The organism is Humibacillus xanthopallidus, from assembly GCF_006716675.1.
In the GTDB taxonomy this organism is placed as follows: Bacteria; Actinomycetota; Actinomycetes; order Actinomycetales; family Dermatophilaceae; genus Humibacillus; species Humibacillus xanthopallidus_B.
Window position 1 is genome coordinate 766,715 of sequence record NZ_VFPM01000002.1, and the last position, 15,342, is coordinate 782,056.

Below are 15,342 nucleotides of genomic sequence, written 5' to 3' on the forward strand. Positions count from 1 at the left end.
CCCCACGGCCGACGACATCCTGGCCGGTCTCGACCCCGAGCAGCGTGAGGTCGCGCTCGCGCCGCCCGGCCCACTGTGCATCCTCGCGGGCGCCGGCACGGGCAAGACCCGCGCCATCACGCACCGCATCGCGTATGCCGTCCACTCCGGCGCGCAGCAGCCGCAGCGGGTGCTGGCCCTCACCTTCACCGCCCGCGCCGCGGGCGAGATGCGCACCCGGCTGCGCGGCCTCGGGGTGCAGGGCGTGCAGGCACGCACCTTCCACGCGGCCGCCCTGCGCCAGCTCCACTACTTCTGGCCCCAGGCGGTCGGCGGGGCCGCTCCCGAGGTGATGAGCCACAAGGCCGCCGCGGTCGCCGAGGCTGCGAGCCGCCTGCGCATGCAGTTCGACCGCACGGCGATCCGCGACCTCGCCGCCGAGATCGAGTGGGCGAAGGTCAACCTCCTCACGCCGCAGTCGTATGCCGCCCGAGCGCGCACGGCGCGCCGGGAGCCCCCGGGAGTCGACCTCACGGCGATGGCCCGCCTGTTCGAGGCGTACGAGGAGGTGAAGCAGCGCCGCGGTGTCATCGACTTCGAGGACGTCCTCCTGCTCACCGTCGGCATCCTCGACGAGCGCGACGACATCGCCCGGGCCGTGCGGGGGCAGTACCGCCAGTTCGTCGTCGACGAGTACCAGGACGTCAACGACCTCCAGCAGCGCCTGCTCGAGCTCTGGCTCGGCGAGCGCAACGACCTCTGCGTCGTCGGCGACCCGGCGCAGACGATCTACTCCTTCACCGGCGCCAGCCCCCGCCACCTCGTCGGCTTCCCCCAGCGCTTCCCGGGAGCGCACGTCGTGCGGCTCGTGCGCAACTACCGCTCCTCGCCCCAGATCGTCGCGCTCGCGAACACCATCGTGGCCGCCGGAACGCAGGCCGCTCGTGACGGGGCGGTGCGGCTGCTGGCCCAGGGCGAGCCGGGTCCGGAGCCGGTGCTCGAGTCGCACCCCGACGACCCGGCAGAGGCGGCGGCCGTCGCGGCACGGGTGCGTCAGCTCGTCGACGAGGGCACGCCGCCGTCGCAGATCGCCATCCTCTTCCGCACGAACGCCCAGTCGGAGGCGCACGAGAACGCGCTCAGCGACGCGGGCGTGCCCTACCTCGTGCGCGGCGGCGACCGCTTCTTCGCCCGCAAGGAGGTGCGCGACGCGATCCTGCTGCTGCGTGGGGCCGCTCGCAGCGACGACGGCACCAAGCCGCTCGGCGAGCTCGCCCGCGACGTCATCACCGGCGCGGGGTGGAGCCACGACCCGCCGGCCGGTGGCGGCGCGACGCGCGAGCGCTGGGAGTCGCTGACCGCGCTCGCGACCCTCGCCGACGACCTGGCGGCGACGTCGCCCGACGCGCGGCTGGCCGAGCTCGTCGCGGAGCTCGAGCGGCGCGCGTCCGAGCAGCACGCGCCGGCGGTGCAGGGCGTGACGTTGGCGAGCCTCCACGCCGCCAAGGGCCTCGAGTGGGACGTCGTCTTCCTCGTCGGCGCCTCCGACGGCCTCATCCCGATCTCGATGGCCGAAGGCCCCGAGGCGGTCGAGGAGGAGCGGCGGCTGCTCTACGTCGGCCTCACCCGGGCCCGCCGCCGCCTCCACATCTCGTGGTCCGGGGCGCGCACGCCCGGGGCCCGCTCGACGCGTCGTGTCTCGCGCTTCCTCGCGCCCGCGGCGGGCATCCTCGGGCAGGGGGCCCGTCCGGAGCAGGCGCCGCGATCGGGTGGCGGCCGCAGGAGCGGGCCCAAGGTGGCCCGCATCGCGCACTGCCGTGGGTGTGGTGCCGAGCTCGTCACCGCGGCGCAGCGCAAGACGGGGCGGTGTGACACGTGTCCGCCGACCTACGACGAGGCGACGTTCGAGCGGCTGCGTGCGTGGCGGCTGGCCGTGGCCCGCGAGGCCAGCGTGCCGGCATTCGTCGTCTTCACCGACGCGACGCTGACGGCGATCGCCGAGTCGGAGCCGGCAGACCAGGGTGCGCTCTCGACGATCAGCGGTGTCGGCCTGCGCAAGCTCGAGCAGTACGGCGCCGATGTCCTCGCCATCCTCCAGGGGGCAGACCCCGAGGAGCTCCTCGAAAAGGCCTCTGCCGCAAGGGAATCCACCGATTCTTGAGCTTCGCTGAAAAAAGTTCGGAAAAGTTCGCTAATTCAGTTGTTCGCCCGCGAGGGCCCCGCGTACCCTTGACGACGTCAAGCCCAATGGCTCAGGTGGCCAGTTGGGGAGCGCGAGCAGAAGTGAGGAGGGCCGGTCTGATGGACAACACCACGATGACGATGAACGCAGTGACCTGCGTGCTTTCCGTGCGTCCGCGTATCGCCGGCCCGGTTCGCCTTGCCGTCGCGTTCCTCATGGACCAGGGGACCACCCTGTCCGTTGCCGCCCACACGGGTGACCGTGTCGTCGGCTTCGGCGCCCTCGTCAAGGGGCAGGTCTCTGTCGATGTCCGCGCCATCGCCCCGACGTACAAGACCCCCGATGTCGTTCGCTCCCGCTCCGGGAGGCCACCGGTCTGACCAGACCGAGCCTCACCTCCCAGGCCGCGAACCCGACATCACCGGGTCCGCGGCCTTTCTGTTGTCTCCGGACACCTGCCGCTCAACGAAGACAGACCAGCAGCACCGCCACCAGAGCACCGACCGGTGCCAGACAGATCAGGGACAAGACATGACTCCTCGCATGCCGAGCAGCCGGACCGAGACCCGCACCTCCGGTGCCGGCCTTCGGACCAAGCCAGGAACGAGTGAACAGGCGGCCCCCGTGACCGGGGCCCCGGAGACGGAGGTGACCATGCCACTCAGCGAGATGCTCGACCTCGGGACGGAGGCGCAGGCGCTGGGCGAGACCATCCCGTGTCGCGACTACGACGCGGAGCTCTGGTTCGCCGAGCGACCCGAGGACGTGGAGTTCGCCAAGACCCTCTGCGGTCTCTGCCCCGCGCGGCTCCAGTGCCTCGCCGGCGCCCTCGAGCGCCAGGAGCCCTGGGGCGTCTGGGGAGGTCAACTCCTCGTCCAGGGCGCCGTCGTCGCCCGCAAGCGGCCGCGAGGCCGTCCCCGCAAGCACCCTGTGGCCGCTTGACCCCGCCCGACCACGCATGGTCCAGACGCCACCGGCCCCCGACACCAACCCATTCCAGAGATCAGGAGATCGTCATGAACCAGCTCGAGATGCTGGCTCGCGACCGGATCAACGAGCGCAGTCAGCGCCAGGAACGCCGCGGCATCCGTCGCAGCGCCCGGCTGATCGCGCAGGAGATCCGCGCCAGTCGACGCCACGAGAAGTGAAGGACCGCCCCGACGGGGCCCCTGCAGGACAACCGAATCGAGTGAGCAAGCCGCGGGTGACGCGCACGTCACCCGCGGTTTTGCGTGCCCGGGCGGCTTCGCGCGCCGCTGCTGACCTCGGCGCATAATCGACACCATGGGCGATGAGGAGCCGGTCGTGAGAGACGTCCGGGCAGAAGGCGAGCGGTCCGCCGCGGAGGGCACGGCTCTCGTCTGCGCGACGTGCGGGCGGCGCCCAGAGGCAGGCGAGGAGGCCACCGCCCGGCTCACGTGGAGCCGCGACACGAGCGGTGCCGCCACGACGTGGACGTGCGACCGGTGCAGCCGCGAGCACCTGCGCTCGATCGAGGGCAAGCTCGACCCCACCTGGTGGTGAGACCTCCGAACGCCTCCGTTCGCAGGCGGGGCGCGCACTCGAGGAGGTGCGCACGAGGCATACGGGTGTGGCTGACCGCGAGGTGTGCGCCCGGCCGCAGAGCGGACCGCCTGGCCGATGTAGGGCGCCGGCGGCTGGCTCAGCCGGTGCCGCGGTGCCCGATCGGCGGCAGGTCGGCGCCCGGCAGGAGCGCGTCGACGATCTCGCGCCCGCGCACGGTGCCACCGAGCTGGCAGAGCACCCCGATGCTCCCGCCCCAGACCCGGTGGATGAGGAGGTACTCCGGGGGCAGGTTGAGCTTGTAGCCCACGGCGTAGTTGGGCTGGCGGGGGTCGTTGATGTGGGCGAAGACGCCGCGGAGCCAGTCGCGGCTGAAGGTGAACTCGTCCTCGCGGAAGGGCGCCATGAACGGCTCGAGGTAGTCGAGGAGCCGCTGCGGGTCGAGGTCGATGCCCGAGCGGACGAAGCCGAGCTCGCGCAGTCCGTCGAGCACCTCCTGCGCGCTGCCCTCGAGGCCGGTCGTGAGCAGCGGACCGATCTCGGCGGGCATGCCGTCGGGCAGCCGGTTCACCGCGCCGAAGTCGATGACACCGAGGCGGTTGTCGGGGGTCATCCGGAAGTTGCCCGGGTGGGGGTCCGCGTGGAGCAGGCCGGCCTCTGCCGGCCCGGCGAGGAGGAACTCGAGGTAGAGCTGCGAGGCGTCGTCGCGCTCCTCTGGGGTGCCGTCGGAGATGATCTGCGAGAGCGGCTTGCCCTCGAGCCACTCCGAGACGATGACGTGCTCGGCGTGGGCCACGACGGCGGGGATGGCGAAGTCCTCGTCGTCGGTGAAGGCATCGGCGAAGGTCGCCTGCGACCGCGCCTCGAGGCGGTAGTCGAGCTCTTCGGCCATGCGGTCGCGCAGCTCGTCGAGGATCGGACCGATGTCGAGCCCCGGCACCCAGCCCGCGGCGACCTTGGCAACTCGCGAGATCTGGCGCAGATCGCCCATGAGGGCCGCACCCGCACCGGGGTACTGGATCTTGACGGCCACGTCGCGCCCGTCGGCCCACACGCCACGGTGCACCTGGCCGATGGACGCCGAGGCGACCGGATGGTCGTCGAAGGTGCGAAACCTGCTGCGCCAGCGAATGCCGAAGTCGGCACGGAGGACCTCGTGGACCGAGCTCGTGGGCATCGGGGGCGCACTGTCCTGCAGCTTGGTGAGGGTCGCCCGGTAGGGCACGGCGATCTCCTCGGGGAAGGCTGCCTCGAAGATCGAGAGCGCCTGGCCGAACTTCATCGCCCCGCCCTTGAGCTCACCGAGCACCTGGAAGAGCTGCTGCGCCGTGCGGGCCTGGAGCTCGGCGGCGACGACCTCGGCCGGCTTGCCACCGATGCGCTTGCCGAATCCGAGCGCGGTGCGACCGGCGAAACCGAGCGGCACGCTGGCGAGCTTGGCGCTGCGCACCACGGCCTTGCGGGGCAGATCGGTCACGGCACCTCCTCGGTCGACGTACGGGCCACCTGCGAGCCTACGTTCTGTCGGGCTCCGGCGCTGAGGCGGTGCCCTCCAAGGCGGGGCGCGCGTCCGGGATCCGGGACGTGTGGTGCCGGCATCGCGGGTGGGGCCGCCACCGTCTGTGGTCGATCCGCGGCCAGGGCACGGTCACCTCGACGGCGACGCCGGGCGGGGGAGGCTCACCTGCGACCGAGCGGGCGACGAGGGCGGCCACCGTGCCCGCGACGAGCTGGGAGAGCCCCGGCTCGCCCCGACGCGACCGGCCGGGAGCCGGGAGCGGCTGGGCCTGCGGCGCAAGCGAGTCCACCGGCACGGTCGCCACCTGGGCGATGACCGTCGGCCAGGCGGCGTCGCGGTCGCTGCGGTGCAGGTCGAGGCACCAGAGGCACGGTGCGCGGGCCGTGCCGTCGACGAGCGGGCCGACGACGGCGCGCGGTCCGGTCGTGACGACGGGCAGGTGGGGCACGCCGCGCCGCAGCCAGAGGTCTCCGCGGCGGGGGTCGAGGGCGATGTCGGCGACGAGCACGACGGCCGCGGGCTGCGCAGATCCCGAGTCGATCGCACGGGCGCCACCCTCAGCACCCTCGCCACCCTCGCCACCCGCGAAACCGGTGTCCGGTTCGAGGAGCCGCCTGAGGTCATGGGCAAGGGAGCCGTCACCCTCGACGAGCACGTGCGACCCGGCGCGTGCGCCCCGCGTGGCCGGTGACGTAGCGCGGTGGGAGCGCGGCGGCACGATGGGTTCGAGCAGCCCCAGACGCCCGACGAGGTCGAGCAGGGCACGCCACCGTCGGCGGGAGACCCCGCTCGCCCTGGCGACGAGGTCGAGCGCGTCGGGCGGCATCGTGCCGTCGAGACGGCCGAGCAGACGCGCCTCGTCAGGCGTCACCCCACTGACGATCGGACCGCCCTCGAGCACACCGAACTGCACCTCGCCGGGACGCCGAGTGATTGGGCGCAGCCAGAGGGGGATGGCGGCATACGGGCCGGGGTGGGCGGTGTTCATCGGACCTCCGAGGGGAGCGGCAGGGTGCCGCGGCGGCTCAGGGCCTCAGCGTCGCAGGCGTCCCCGTACCGACCGTGCCGTCGTCCACAGGCATGCGAGAGGGGCGGGACCAGTGGTGGTCCCGCCCCTCCTCAAACGGCGTCAGCGACGCCGTCGCGACCTGTCAGGCCTTGCCCAGGATGCGGTTGAGGTTCGTGCCGCACACGGGGCACACGCCCTTGGCCATCCGGCGGCCGTTGTCAGAAACGACAACCTTGCCCTCGGCCTCGCGCTTCTCCTTGCACTTGACGCAGTAGAACTCGCCCTTGTAGGTCTCGTCAGCCATTGGTGTGTCTCCTTGTTGCTGGCGCCCATCCGACGGGCGCCTCGGCTCGCACAACCCTAGAGCACGCTGAGCACGAAATCATGCTCCCGCCCCGCTTGGCGTGCCCGGGACAGATGCGGTAGAACGCGCGGGCGCGGTGGGGGTCCCCACCACTGTCGGCGCTCGGGCTTACCCTGCCCTCATGGCGACGACGCGGCGCGAGGTGGTGCAGACGGTGGTCGACGGGGTCACCGTCGAGGTCCGCCGCAGCGCCAAGCGTCGACGCACGGTGTCCGCCTACCGCCAGGAGGGCCAGCTCGTCGTCCTCGTGCCGGCCCGGATGAGCGCCGCCGAGGAGGGGGAGTGGGTGCGCACCATGGTGGCGCGCGTCGCCGCCTCCGAGCAGCGCAGGCAGCGCAGCGACGGCGACCTCGAGCGGCGTGCGCTCGAGCTCTCCCGCGAGCACCTCGGTGGGCGGGCCGTGCCCTCGAGCGTGCGCTGGGTGTCCAACCAGAGCAGCCGCTGGGGCTCGTGCACCCCTGCCGAGGGCACGATCCGGCTCTCCGACAAGCTGCAGGGCATGCCGGGCTGGGTCGTCGACTACGTCCTGCTCCACGAGCTCGCGCACCTGCTCCAGCCGGGCCACGGCCCCCAGTTCTGGCGGCTCATCGAGGGCTATCCCCGGCTCGAGCGCGCCCGGGGCTACCTCCACGGTGTCTCGGCGACGGCCGGCCTCGGTCTCAGCGACGACTGACGCGACGGGCCTCCGCGATGAGCGGAACGAGGTCGGCCGGGGCTCCGTCGGGCAGGCCCCCGACCGGCCACCAGCGCACGTCGAGCGACTCCTCGCTCACGGTGTGCCCGGCGTCGGCCGGAGCGATGGCCGCGTAGCGCACGTCGAGGTGCTCGCGGCACCGGCCGAACGACGCGGCGAGGGCGTGACGGCTGAGGTCGACGATGTCGGGCAGCACGACGAGCGAGGCGATGCCGGACTCCTCCAGCGCCTCGCGCGCAGCGCCGGCCAGCATCGAGGTGTCGCCCTCCTCGAAGTGCCCACCGAACTGGAGCCACAGCCGCGCCTTGGGATGGTGCGTCAGGAGCACGTGCTCACCGCTCTCGTCGAGCACGATGACGCTGCCCGTGAGGTGCGCCGGCGGTCCGGACCGCGCCATTGCGTCCGGGTGCTGCTCGAGGTGGTGCAGGTACTCGCGCCGCAGGCGCTCCTGGTCCTCGTTCGGCGCGGGCCATTCCGTCAGCCGGGCGACGGCGTCCTCGCGGAGCGAGCGGTATGCCGCAGCGGTCACTCTCGCTCGCCCGTGGACGGGCCGTCGGCGCCGGGTGCGTCGCCGTCCGGTCCGCGGGTGTCGCCGCCAGCAGCGCCTCCGGTGTCGCCTCTGGTGTCGCCTCTGGTGTCGCCTCCGGTGTCACCCCCGGCCTCGCGCGCGCGGTCGGCCTCCTCGAGGATGCCGCGGAGCACCGCGTCGAGGTCGCTCGACTCAGAACCCTCGATGCCCTCGATGCCTTCGATCCCGGCTGCACCCGCACCGGCGACCGACGCCGCCGCGGCGCTCGACCCGCCCGTGGCCCGCTCGACGTAGCCGATCGGGTCGTCGAGGTCGGCAGCCGTCGGAGCGAGGTCGGGGTGCGCCCACCGGCTGTCGCGCAGGTCGGCGCCACCCGCGTTCTCGAGCGCGGCCCAGAGGTTGGCCGCGTCGCGCAGCCGGCGCGGGCTGAGCTCGAGCCCCACGAGCCCGGCGAAGGTCTTCTGCGCGGCGCCGCCGACCCGGCGACGACGGATGGCCTCGGCCAGGGCGGCGGACTGGGGGAGGTGGCGGGCGGTGGCCCGGTCGCTGACGTGGTCGACCCAGCCCTCAGCGAGGGCGAGGAGGGTCTCGAGCCGCCCGAGCGCAGCCTGCTGCGCGGGTGTCGGGTGCGGGCGGAAGAGGTTGCCCTGCAGGGCGCCGCGGAGGGCCGCGGGGTCTGAGGCGTCGATCGTCGTCAGGGCCGACTCGATCGCCTCGGTGTCGATCGTGATGTTGCGGGCGTAGTCGTCCACTGCCGAGAGGAGCTGGGGCCCGAGCCACGGCACCTCGGAGAAGAGGCGCACGCGTGCCGCCTCACGCACCGCGAGGTAGAGCCGCACCTGTGGCAGGTCGATCTCGAGCGACTCCGCGAGCGCGGCGACGTTGCCCGGCAGCAGTGCAACGAGCCCCGGCTCGGTGAGAGGCAGGCCCACCTCGGTGCCGCCGACGACCTCGGTCGCGAGCGTGCCGACGGCCTGCCCGAGCTGGGCCGAGAACATCTGCCGGCTGAGGTTGCCGAGCATCGGGGCCCACTGCTCGACCATGGCGCGCGGGTCGAAGCCCTCGGGCAGTCCGGGCGGCATGGCCTCGCCGAACGCCTCCGGACCGAGCTCGCCCATCTGCTTGCGCAGCGCGTCGGACGTCGCGGCGGTGACGCCGTCGCTCACCGGCTCGATGAGCTCGAACCAGCGCGGCATCGTGGCCTCGACCCACTCGGCGCGCGAGAGCCCGGTCGCGCGCCAGGCGGGGGCGGCCAGGGTCGTCTGCTCGTCGAGCCAGAGGGTGGCGACGGCGACGGCGTCGGCGACGGCCTGCGCCGCGGCCGGGTCGTGCACGTCGTTGCCCTCGCTCACGAGCACGTGCTTGCGAGCGACGTCCGTCGCAAGGTCGCGAGAGCCCGTCGGGGTCTGCTGCGCCTGCATGAAGGTGCCGAGCTGGGCTCGCATCGCCGCCTGCGTGGCGGGATCGGTCGGGTCGACGCCCATGCTGCGCATCACGTCGGCGAGCTCGGGGTTGTTCGCCGCCTCGCCGAGCACCTGCTCGAGCATCGCGCCGAGGTCGCCGCCGCCGAAGCCTCCGGGCCCGCCGGCCCCACCGAGGCCGCCGAGCCCACCGAGCCCACCGAGCCCACCGAGCCCGGACAGGCCGGCGAACGGGTCGTCCCCGCTGTCGCGGTTGCCGCCACGCAGCGGTAGCCCGAACGGGGAGTCCATGGGGTCGCGACGCGTGACGTCCTCTCCGGAGTCGCGCCCGGAGTTGCGCCCGGAGTCCTTCGAGGGCCCCGAGCCGGCGCTGCCGTCACCGCCGTCGTGCCCAGTCGCACCGGTCGCACCGCTCTCGGTGCCGGTCTCGTCGTCGGGGCGCTGCTCGCCCTCGCTGCCGTCGGGCCCGCGGTCGTCCGCCATGTCAGCTCATCCCCACTCACCAGGTGTCGTCGTGCTACCACCAAGACAACCACGGATCCCGCTCGTTGGTTCCCCGGTCTCCGTCCGACGAGCGTGACCGGAGCGTGACGCAGGCGCACAGCGGATGCCGGGTCAGCGGCATACGATGCTCGTCGTGACGGTCGCCCTAGCCGAGATCCGCGAGACACCCCTGTCGGTCGACGAGGTGCTCGCGAGCGTCACCGACCCGCGGGCGGGCGGCACGTGCCTCTTCGTCGGCACCGTGCGCGACCACGACGGCCACGGAGACGGGCCCGACGACGGCAACCGCGGCGTCAGCCATCTCGACTACTCCGCGCACCCCCAGGCGGGCGAGGTCGCCCGCGCGCTGGCCGACCGGCTCGCGTCCGAGGGCCGCGTCGTGCGCATCGCCGTCGTGCACCGCGTGGGTCACCTCGAGGTCGGCGACCTCGCCGTCGTCTGCGGGGTGAGCGCCGCCCACCGCGCCGAGGCCTTCGAGGTGTGCCGGGCGCTCATCGACGAGTTCAAGGCGAGCGTGCCGATCTGGAAGCACCAGCAGTTCGCCGACGGCGGCGACGAGTGGGTGGGCCTGCCGTGAAGACGATCAGGCGGGTGCCCCCCGAGGGCACCGAGCAGGCGTATGCCGCGTGGGACGACTCCGACGACGGTTCCACCGGTCGTGGCCGGCTCACCGTCGGCAACAAGGTCACGCTGGGCCTCTTCTTCGCCTTCCTCGTCCTCATGGTGGCGGGCTCGCTCATCAAGCTGCCGTATGCCGTCATGAGCCCGGGTCCCACGGTCAACACGCTGGGGGACAGCCCCGGCACGACGAAGCCGATCATCACCGTCTCCGGCCTGCCGACCTACCCCACCGACGGCTCCCTCAAGTTCACGACCGTGCGTGTCGAGGGAGGGCCGGGCTACCCGGTCGACGTGTGGGACGTCCTGCAGGCCTGGGTCGACCCGTCGCGCGACGTCTTCCCGGTCGACGAGATCTTCGACCCGCAGGTGTCGCAGGAGCAGGTCGCCGAGGAGAATGCCGTCCAGATGGAGGGCTCGCAGGAGGAGGCGACGGCGGTCGCGCTGCGCGGTCTCGGCAAGGACGTGCCCACCCACGTCGCCGTCGCGAGCCTCGCCCCGACCTCCAAGGCGAAGGGACTGCTCCAGCCCAAGGACCGCTTCGTCAAGGTCGGTTCGACCGACATCACGACGGCCGAGAGCGTGCGGGCGGCCCTCCAGCAGGTCAAGCCGGGTGAGAAGGTCACGGTCACGGTCGAGCGCGACGGCAAGGACGTCACGGTCGACGTGCCGACCATCGAGGGCCAGGGCGGCCGCACGGCGCTCGGGGTCATCCTCGGCCTCACCCACGACTTCCCGGCGAAGGTGGCGATCGACGCCGGCTCGGTCGGGGGACCGTCGGCAGGCCTGATGTTCGCCCTGGGCATCTACGACAAGCTCACTCCGGGCGCCCTCACCGGCAACCACCAGGTCGCCGGCACGGGGACCATCGACGACGGCGGCAACGTCGGGCCGATCGGCGGCATCAAGCAGAAGCTCGCCGGCGCGCGTGCCGGCGGTGCGGAGTACTTCCTCGCCCCGGCCGAGAACTGCAACGAGGTCGTCGGCAACATCCCGGACGGCCTCGAGGTCTTCAAGGTCGGCACCTTCGACGAGGGGCGCACCGCCGTCGAGGCGATCGCCAAGGGCCGCACCGGGTCACTGCCCCGCTGCTGACGCGCAGCCCCGGGCCAGAGGCTGCCCGCGCCTCAGTCCTCGAAGGTTGCCTGCAGGGCCGCCACGAGCCCCGGAGCGATGTCGCGACCGGTGGCCACGGCGTCGTCCGAGTCGTGCGCGCGCTGGCGCAGGAGGCAGATCGAGGTGCCGTCGCGCAGCACGGCGACGAGCAGCCGCACGTCCTGACGGTCGGGGTGGGCGGCGAGGTGGTCGACCGCCGCCTCGGGGCGTTCCGGCAGGTCGCGCTCGGCGTCCGGGGGCACCACCATCCGCTCGATCGCAAAGGCGCAGCCGTCGACCTCCGGTGGCCACGCGATGCGCCCGAGGAGCGTCTCGAGCGAGCTCGTCGCCGGCAGCCCCTCCTGCTCGATCGCGCTGAGGGCGCCCTCGGCGAGGTCCGACGTGCCCATCTGGCCGCGCAGGTGCGGCTCCCGGGCGAGCAGGTCGGCGGTGCGCACGAGCGCAAAGAGCCGCGGCGGCTGGTCCCAGCCGGCGGACGCGACGTGGCGCTCGGCGTCGAGGGCGGCGATGGCGAGGGGGTCGGCGACCGGCTGGACGTTCACGGCACCCATGCTGCCGTATGCCGCTCCGCCGGGCCCCACGGCATACCCCCTTGCTCGTGCGTGGTCGGCCGTTGGTCACGGTGCGGCATCGGCCCGCTCGGACTCATGGGGAGCCGGGTTATGGTTGGCGCCAGGCGGCCCGGCCGCCCCCTCAGCCCGGCGACCACAAGGCACTCCACGTGAGCGACAGCAACTTCGGCCCCCCTCCGAGCAACTTCAACGACGACGACGGCCACAGCGGTCCACCGCGACGGGGCGACACGGCCACGCTCCCGCCCGCGCGCAAGCCGCTCGTCACGGCGCTCGTCGTCGCCGGCGTGCTCGTCGTCGTGCTCGGCATCGCGGCCCAGTTCTGGACCGAGGTGCTGTGGTACCAGTCGGTCGCCTTCTCCGGCGTCTTCAGCACCCAGATCGTCACCAAGGTCCTGCTCGGGGTCATCGGGGGACTGCTGACCGCGGCGGTCGTCTGGTCGAGCATCCACATCGCCTACCGCAACCGGCCGATCTACGCGCCCTCGCCCGACACGCAGGCGATGGAGCACTACCGCGAGCTCGTCGAGCCGATGCGCCGCACCGCGACGATCGCCGCTCCACTCGCCATCGGGCTCTTCGCCGGGCTGTCGGCGGCGACCCAGTGGGACACCTTCCTGCTCTGGCGCAACAGCCAGGCGTTCGGCCAGACCGACCCGGAGTTCGGCCTCGACATCGGCTTCTTCGTCTTCGACCTGCCGTGGATCAACTTCGTCGTCGCCTTCCTCACGATGATCCTCGTCATCGGCTTCATCACGGCGGCCTTCACCCACTACCTCTACGGCGGCATCGTCGCCGGGCAGAAGATGCGCTCGACGCAGGCCGCCAGGGTGCACCTGTCGGTCATCGCCGCCGTGCTCGTGCTCGTGCGCGCCGTCGCCTTCTGGATCGACCGCTACAACCTCGCGACAGCGCAGTCGACGCGCATGACCGGCATCCAGTACACGGAGGCGCACGCCGTCATCCCGACGAAGGGCATCCTCGCGATCGCCGCCGTGATGTGCGCCGTGATGTTCGTCGTGACGATCTGGACCCGGTCGTGGCGGCTGCCGCTCGTCGGCGTGGCCGTGCTCGCCGTCATCGTCGTGGCCGTCGGCGGCATCTACCCGGCCCTCGTGCAGTCGCTCAAGGTCGGCCCGTCTGAGAAGTCGCTCGAGGTGCCCTACATCCAGCGCAACATCGACGCGACCCGGGCGGCCTACGGCTTCAACACCATCAAGGTCGAGTCCTACGACACCAACACCGTCGCGGCGCCGGGACAGCTGCGTGGCGACGCGGCGACGGTGCCCGGAATCCGCCTCATCGACCCCAACGTCGTCAGCCCCACCTTCAAGCAGCTCGAGGCGAGCAAGGGCTACTACCAGTTCGCCGACGTGCTCGACGTCGACCGCTACACCATCGACGGGGCCCCCACCGACACCGTCATCGCCGCCCGTGAGCTCGACCTCAACGGCGTGCCGGACGGGCAGCGCAACTGGCTCAACGACCACACCGTCTACACCCACGGCTACGGGGTCGTCGCGGCCAAGGGCAACACCCGTGAGGACGACGGCCGCCCGAGCTTCTTCGAGTCGCAGATCGGCACCGAGGGCAAGCTCGGCAAGTACGAGCCGCGCATCTACTTCGGCGAGCAGTCGCCGGAGTACTCCATCGTCGGTGGCGACAAGAAGGAGTTCGACTACCCGGACCCCGAGGGCACCGGGCAGATCACCTACACCTACCAGGGCACCGGTGGCGTCGAGCTCGACGCCGTCAAGCGGATGGCCTACGCGATCAAGTACCGCGAGATCAACTTCCTGCTCTCCGACGCCGTCACCAACGACTCCCGCATCCTCGACCACCGCACCCCCCGTGACCGCGTGCAGCGCGTGGCTCCGTGGCTGACGCTCGACGGCAACGCCTACCCCGCGGTCGTCGACGGGCGCGTCCTGTGGATCCTCGACGGCTACACGACCTCGGCCAACTACCCCTACTCCGAGACCACGACGCTCGACCAGGCCACCGAGGACTCGGTGACGAGCGTGCGCCAGTCGGTGCGGGCCGTGCAGGCGGGCAAGGTCAACTACGTGCGCAACTCGGTCAAGGCGACGGTCGACGCCTACGACGGCACGGTGACGCTCTACCAGTGGGACGAGTCCGACCCCGTGCTCAAGGCCTGGATGTCGATCTTCCCCGACACCGTGAAGCCGCTCGCCGACATCCCGGGCTCGCTCATGAAGCATCTGCGCTACCCCGAGGACCTCTTCAAGGTGCAGCGCCAGCTGCTCCAGAAGTACCACGACACCGACGCGGCCTCCTTCTACGGTGGCCAGAACTTCTGGCGGGTGCCGGACGACCCGACGCAGCAGGGCGTCGACCTGCTCCAGCCGCCCTACTACCTGTCGCTCGCGATGCCCGGGCAGAACGAGCCGGCGTTCTCGCTGACGTCGACGTTCATGCCCGTCGGTGACCGCAACGTGCTGACCGGCTTCCTCGCCGTCGACGGCGACGCCGGCGGAGAGACGGGCAAGAAGGCAGCCGGCTACGGCACGATCCGACTGCTCGAGACCACGGGTGGCACGGTCAACGGACCCGGCCAGGTCTACAACGACATGCGCAGCTCGGCGGTGTCGTCGAAGGATCCCGAGCTGCCGACGACGCTGGCGCAGTACATCGGCACGACCTCCAACAACGGCAACGTCGTCATCTTCGGCAACCAGCTGACCCTGCCGGTCGGTGGCGGACTGCTTTACGTCCAGCCGATCTACTCGCAGGCACGCTCGGCGTCGGGCACCTATCCGCGACTCGTCGCGGTGGCGGTGGCATTCGGCAACAAGATCGCGTGGGCCGGGTCGCTCGACGGCGCGCTCAACGACCTGTTCGGCGGCTCGTCGGGTGCGTCTGCCGGTGACACCGGCACCAACACCCCGGCGACACCGACACCGGGCGCGACCGGCTCCGGCGGCACCCCGACGACGTCGCCGACGCCGACCGGCACCTCGAGCGCCACACCCGCCCCCGCGGGCACGCCGAACGCCGCAGCGCTGGCCCAGGCGCTCAAGGACGCCGAGGCCGCGTATGCCGAGGGCGAGGCCGCGCTCAAGCGTGGCGACTTCTCGGCCTACGGTGCCGCACAGACGAAGCTCAAGGACGCCCTCAAGCGCGCGGTCGACGCGTCGCCGCAGGGCACGGCCACGACCAAGGCGCCCTGACCCGAGTTCGACGATCCCGTTGTGGCGGTGCGTGGATCACGCACCGCTACAACGGGATCCGTGCGTTCGGCGGTGGAGGAGGGCCTCGCGTCACCTCGATTTGGTGTCTGCGTCGGATTC

Annotated in this window: 15 protein-coding genes; 9 read left to right on the forward strand and 6 right to left on the reverse strand. The window is 72.1% G+C overall.

The window, feature by feature from the left end:
• Positions 1 to 16: 16 nt before the first annotated feature.
• The 5 genes from FBY41_RS11465 to FBY41_RS11480 all read left to right on the forward strand — a co-directional run bounded on the left by FBY41_RS11465 (position 17) and on the right by FBY41_RS11480 (position 3,685).
• On the forward strand, positions 17 to 2,140 hold the full coding sequence (locus FBY41_RS11465) for an ATP-dependent DNA helicase UvrD2 (RefSeq protein ID WP_375869877.1): 2,124 nt from the start codon (positions 17 to 19) through the stop codon (positions 2,138 to 2,140).
• 140 nt (positions 2,141 to 2,280) lie between these two features.
• Complete coding sequence (locus tag FBY41_RS11470) at positions 2,281 to 2,541, forward strand: hypothetical protein (RefSeq protein WP_141844397.1); 261 nt, start codon at positions 2,281 to 2,283, stop codon at positions 2,539 to 2,541.
• A gap of 274 nt (positions 2,542 to 2,815) precedes the next feature.
• Positions 2,816 to 3,103, forward strand: coding sequence for a WhiB family transcriptional regulator (locus FBY41_RS11475; RefSeq protein WP_141844398.1), 288 nt, complete (start codon positions 2,816 to 2,818; stop codon positions 3,101 to 3,103).
• A 74-nt stretch (positions 3,104 to 3,177) separates the two neighbouring features.
• Positions 3,178 to 3,309 (forward strand): hypothetical protein, encoded by a 132-nt coding sequence (locus FBY41_RS23955; protein WP_260439705.1) that lies wholly within the window; start codon positions 3,178 to 3,180, stop codon positions 3,307 to 3,309.
• Between the two features lie 157 nt (positions 3,310 to 3,466).
• Positions 3,467 to 3,685, forward strand: a complete 219-nt coding sequence (locus FBY41_RS11480; protein WP_141845090.1) for a hypothetical protein — start codon at positions 3,467 to 3,469, stop codon at positions 3,683 to 3,685.
• A gap of 139 nt (positions 3,686 to 3,824) precedes the next feature.
• Here FBY41_RS11480 and FBY41_RS11485 read toward each other — a convergent pair whose 3' ends face one another.
• From FBY41_RS11485 to FBY41_RS11495, 3 genes are all read right to left on the reverse strand, one after another.
• A complete protein-coding gene (locus FBY41_RS11485; RefSeq protein ID WP_141844399.1) occupies positions 3,825 to 5,162 on the reverse strand; it encodes an ABC1 kinase family protein in 1,338 nt (445 codons plus the stop codon).
• 37 nt (positions 5,163 to 5,199) lie between these two features.
• Positions 5,200 to 6,192 (reverse strand): hypothetical protein, encoded by a 993-nt coding sequence (locus FBY41_RS11490; protein WP_141844400.1) that lies wholly within the window; start codon positions 6,190 to 6,192, stop codon positions 5,200 to 5,202.
• A gap of 163 nt (positions 6,193 to 6,355) precedes the next feature.
• Positions 6,356 to 6,517 carry a DUF5679 domain-containing protein gene (locus FBY41_RS11495; RefSeq protein ID WP_141823589.1) on the reverse strand — a complete coding sequence of 54 codons (162 nt, stop codon included), beginning with the start codon at positions 6,515 to 6,517 and terminating at the stop codon, positions 6,356 to 6,358.
• Between the two features lie 181 nt (positions 6,518 to 6,698).
• Here FBY41_RS11495 and FBY41_RS11500 point away from each other — a divergent pair, with 181 nt between their 5' ends.
• Positions 6,699 to 7,250: a M48 metallopeptidase family protein gene (locus tag FBY41_RS11500; protein WP_141844401.1), complete on the forward strand. Its 552-nt coding sequence runs from the start codon at positions 6,699 to 6,701 to the stop codon at positions 7,248 to 7,250.
• On the opposite strand, the gene FBY41_RS11505 is transcribed toward FBY41_RS11500, so the two are convergent.
• Together FBY41_RS11505 and FBY41_RS11510 are read right to left on the reverse strand one after the other, a co-directional pair.
• Positions 7,237 to 7,800 (reverse strand): NUDIX hydrolase, encoded by a 564-nt coding sequence (locus FBY41_RS11505; protein ID WP_141844402.1) that lies wholly within the window; start codon positions 7,798 to 7,800, stop codon positions 7,237 to 7,239. The two genes, FBY41_RS11500 and FBY41_RS11505, sit on opposite strands and share 14 nt — an antisense overlap.
• Positions 7,797 to 9,704, reverse strand: coding sequence for a zinc-dependent metalloprotease (locus FBY41_RS11510; RefSeq protein ID WP_260439706.1), 1,908 nt, complete (start codon positions 9,702 to 9,704; stop codon positions 7,797 to 7,799). Before FBY41_RS11510 ends, FBY41_RS11505 begins: the two co-directional genes overlap by 4 nt.
• 145 nt (positions 9,705 to 9,849) lie before the next feature.
• Between FBY41_RS11510 and FBY41_RS11515 the strand changes: the two genes are divergently transcribed.
• Positions 9,850 to 10,302, forward strand: a complete 453-nt coding sequence (locus FBY41_RS11515; RefSeq protein ID WP_141844403.1) for a molybdenum cofactor biosynthesis protein MoaE — start codon at positions 9,850 to 9,852, stop codon at positions 10,300 to 10,302.
• Positions 10,299 to 11,438 (forward strand): YlbL family protein, encoded by a 1,140-nt coding sequence (locus FBY41_RS11520; RefSeq protein ID WP_141844404.1) that lies wholly within the window; start codon positions 10,299 to 10,301, stop codon positions 11,436 to 11,438. The genes FBY41_RS11515 and FBY41_RS11520 overlap by 4 nt, the downstream gene beginning before the upstream one ends.
• Before the next feature lie 32 nt (positions 11,439 to 11,470).
• Here FBY41_RS11520 and FBY41_RS11525 read toward each other — a convergent pair whose 3' ends face one another.
• Complete coding sequence (locus FBY41_RS11525) at positions 11,471 to 12,010, reverse strand: PPA1309 family protein (protein WP_185749084.1); 540 nt, start codon at positions 12,008 to 12,010, stop codon at positions 11,471 to 11,473.
• 170 nt (positions 12,011 to 12,180) lie between these two features.
• Here FBY41_RS11525 and FBY41_RS11530 point away from each other — a divergent pair, with 170 nt between their 5' ends.
• Complete coding sequence (locus FBY41_RS11530; RefSeq protein WP_141844406.1) at positions 12,181 to 15,222, forward strand: UPF0182 family membrane protein; 3,042 nt, start codon at positions 12,181 to 12,183, stop codon at positions 15,220 to 15,222.
• The last annotated feature ends 120 nt before the right edge of the window (positions 15,223 to 15,342 follow it).

Excerpts from the sequence above, each read along its gene's own strand:
- FBY41_RS11470 (WP_141844397.1), top strand. The coding sequence starts at position 2,281 with ATGGACAACACCACGATGACGATGAACGCAGTGACCTGCGTGCTTTCC.
- FBY41_RS11475 (WP_141844398.1), top strand. The coding sequence starts at position 2,816 with ATGCCACTCAGCGAGATGCTCGACCTCGGGACGGAGGCGCAGGCGCTG.
- FBY41_RS23955 (WP_260439705.1), top strand. The coding sequence starts at position 3,178 with ATGAACCAGCTCGAGATGCTGGCTCGCGACCGGATCAACGAGCGCAGT.
- FBY41_RS11490 (WP_141844400.1), bottom strand. The coding sequence starts at position 6,192 with ATGAACACCGCCCACCCCGGCCCGTATGCCGCCATCCCCCTCTGGCTG.
- FBY41_RS11495 (WP_141823589.1), bottom strand. The coding sequence starts at position 6,517 with ATGGCTGACGAGACCTACAAGGGCGAGTTCTACTGCGTCAAGTGCAAG.
- FBY41_RS11500 (WP_141844401.1), top strand. The coding sequence starts at position 6,699 with ATGGCGACGACGCGGCGCGAGGTGGTGCAGACGGTGGTCGACGGGGTC.
- FBY41_RS11510 (WP_260439706.1), bottom strand. The coding sequence starts at position 9,704 with ATGGCGGACGACCGCGGGCCCGACGGCAGCGAGGGCGAGCAGCGCCCC.
- FBY41_RS11515 (WP_141844403.1), top strand. The coding sequence starts at position 9,850 with ATGCTCGTCGTGACGGTCGCCCTAGCCGAGATCCGCGAGACACCCCTG.
- FBY41_RS11525 (WP_185749084.1), bottom strand. The coding sequence starts at position 12,010 with ATGGGTGCCGTGAACGTCCAGCCGGTCGCCGACCCCCTCGCCATCGCC.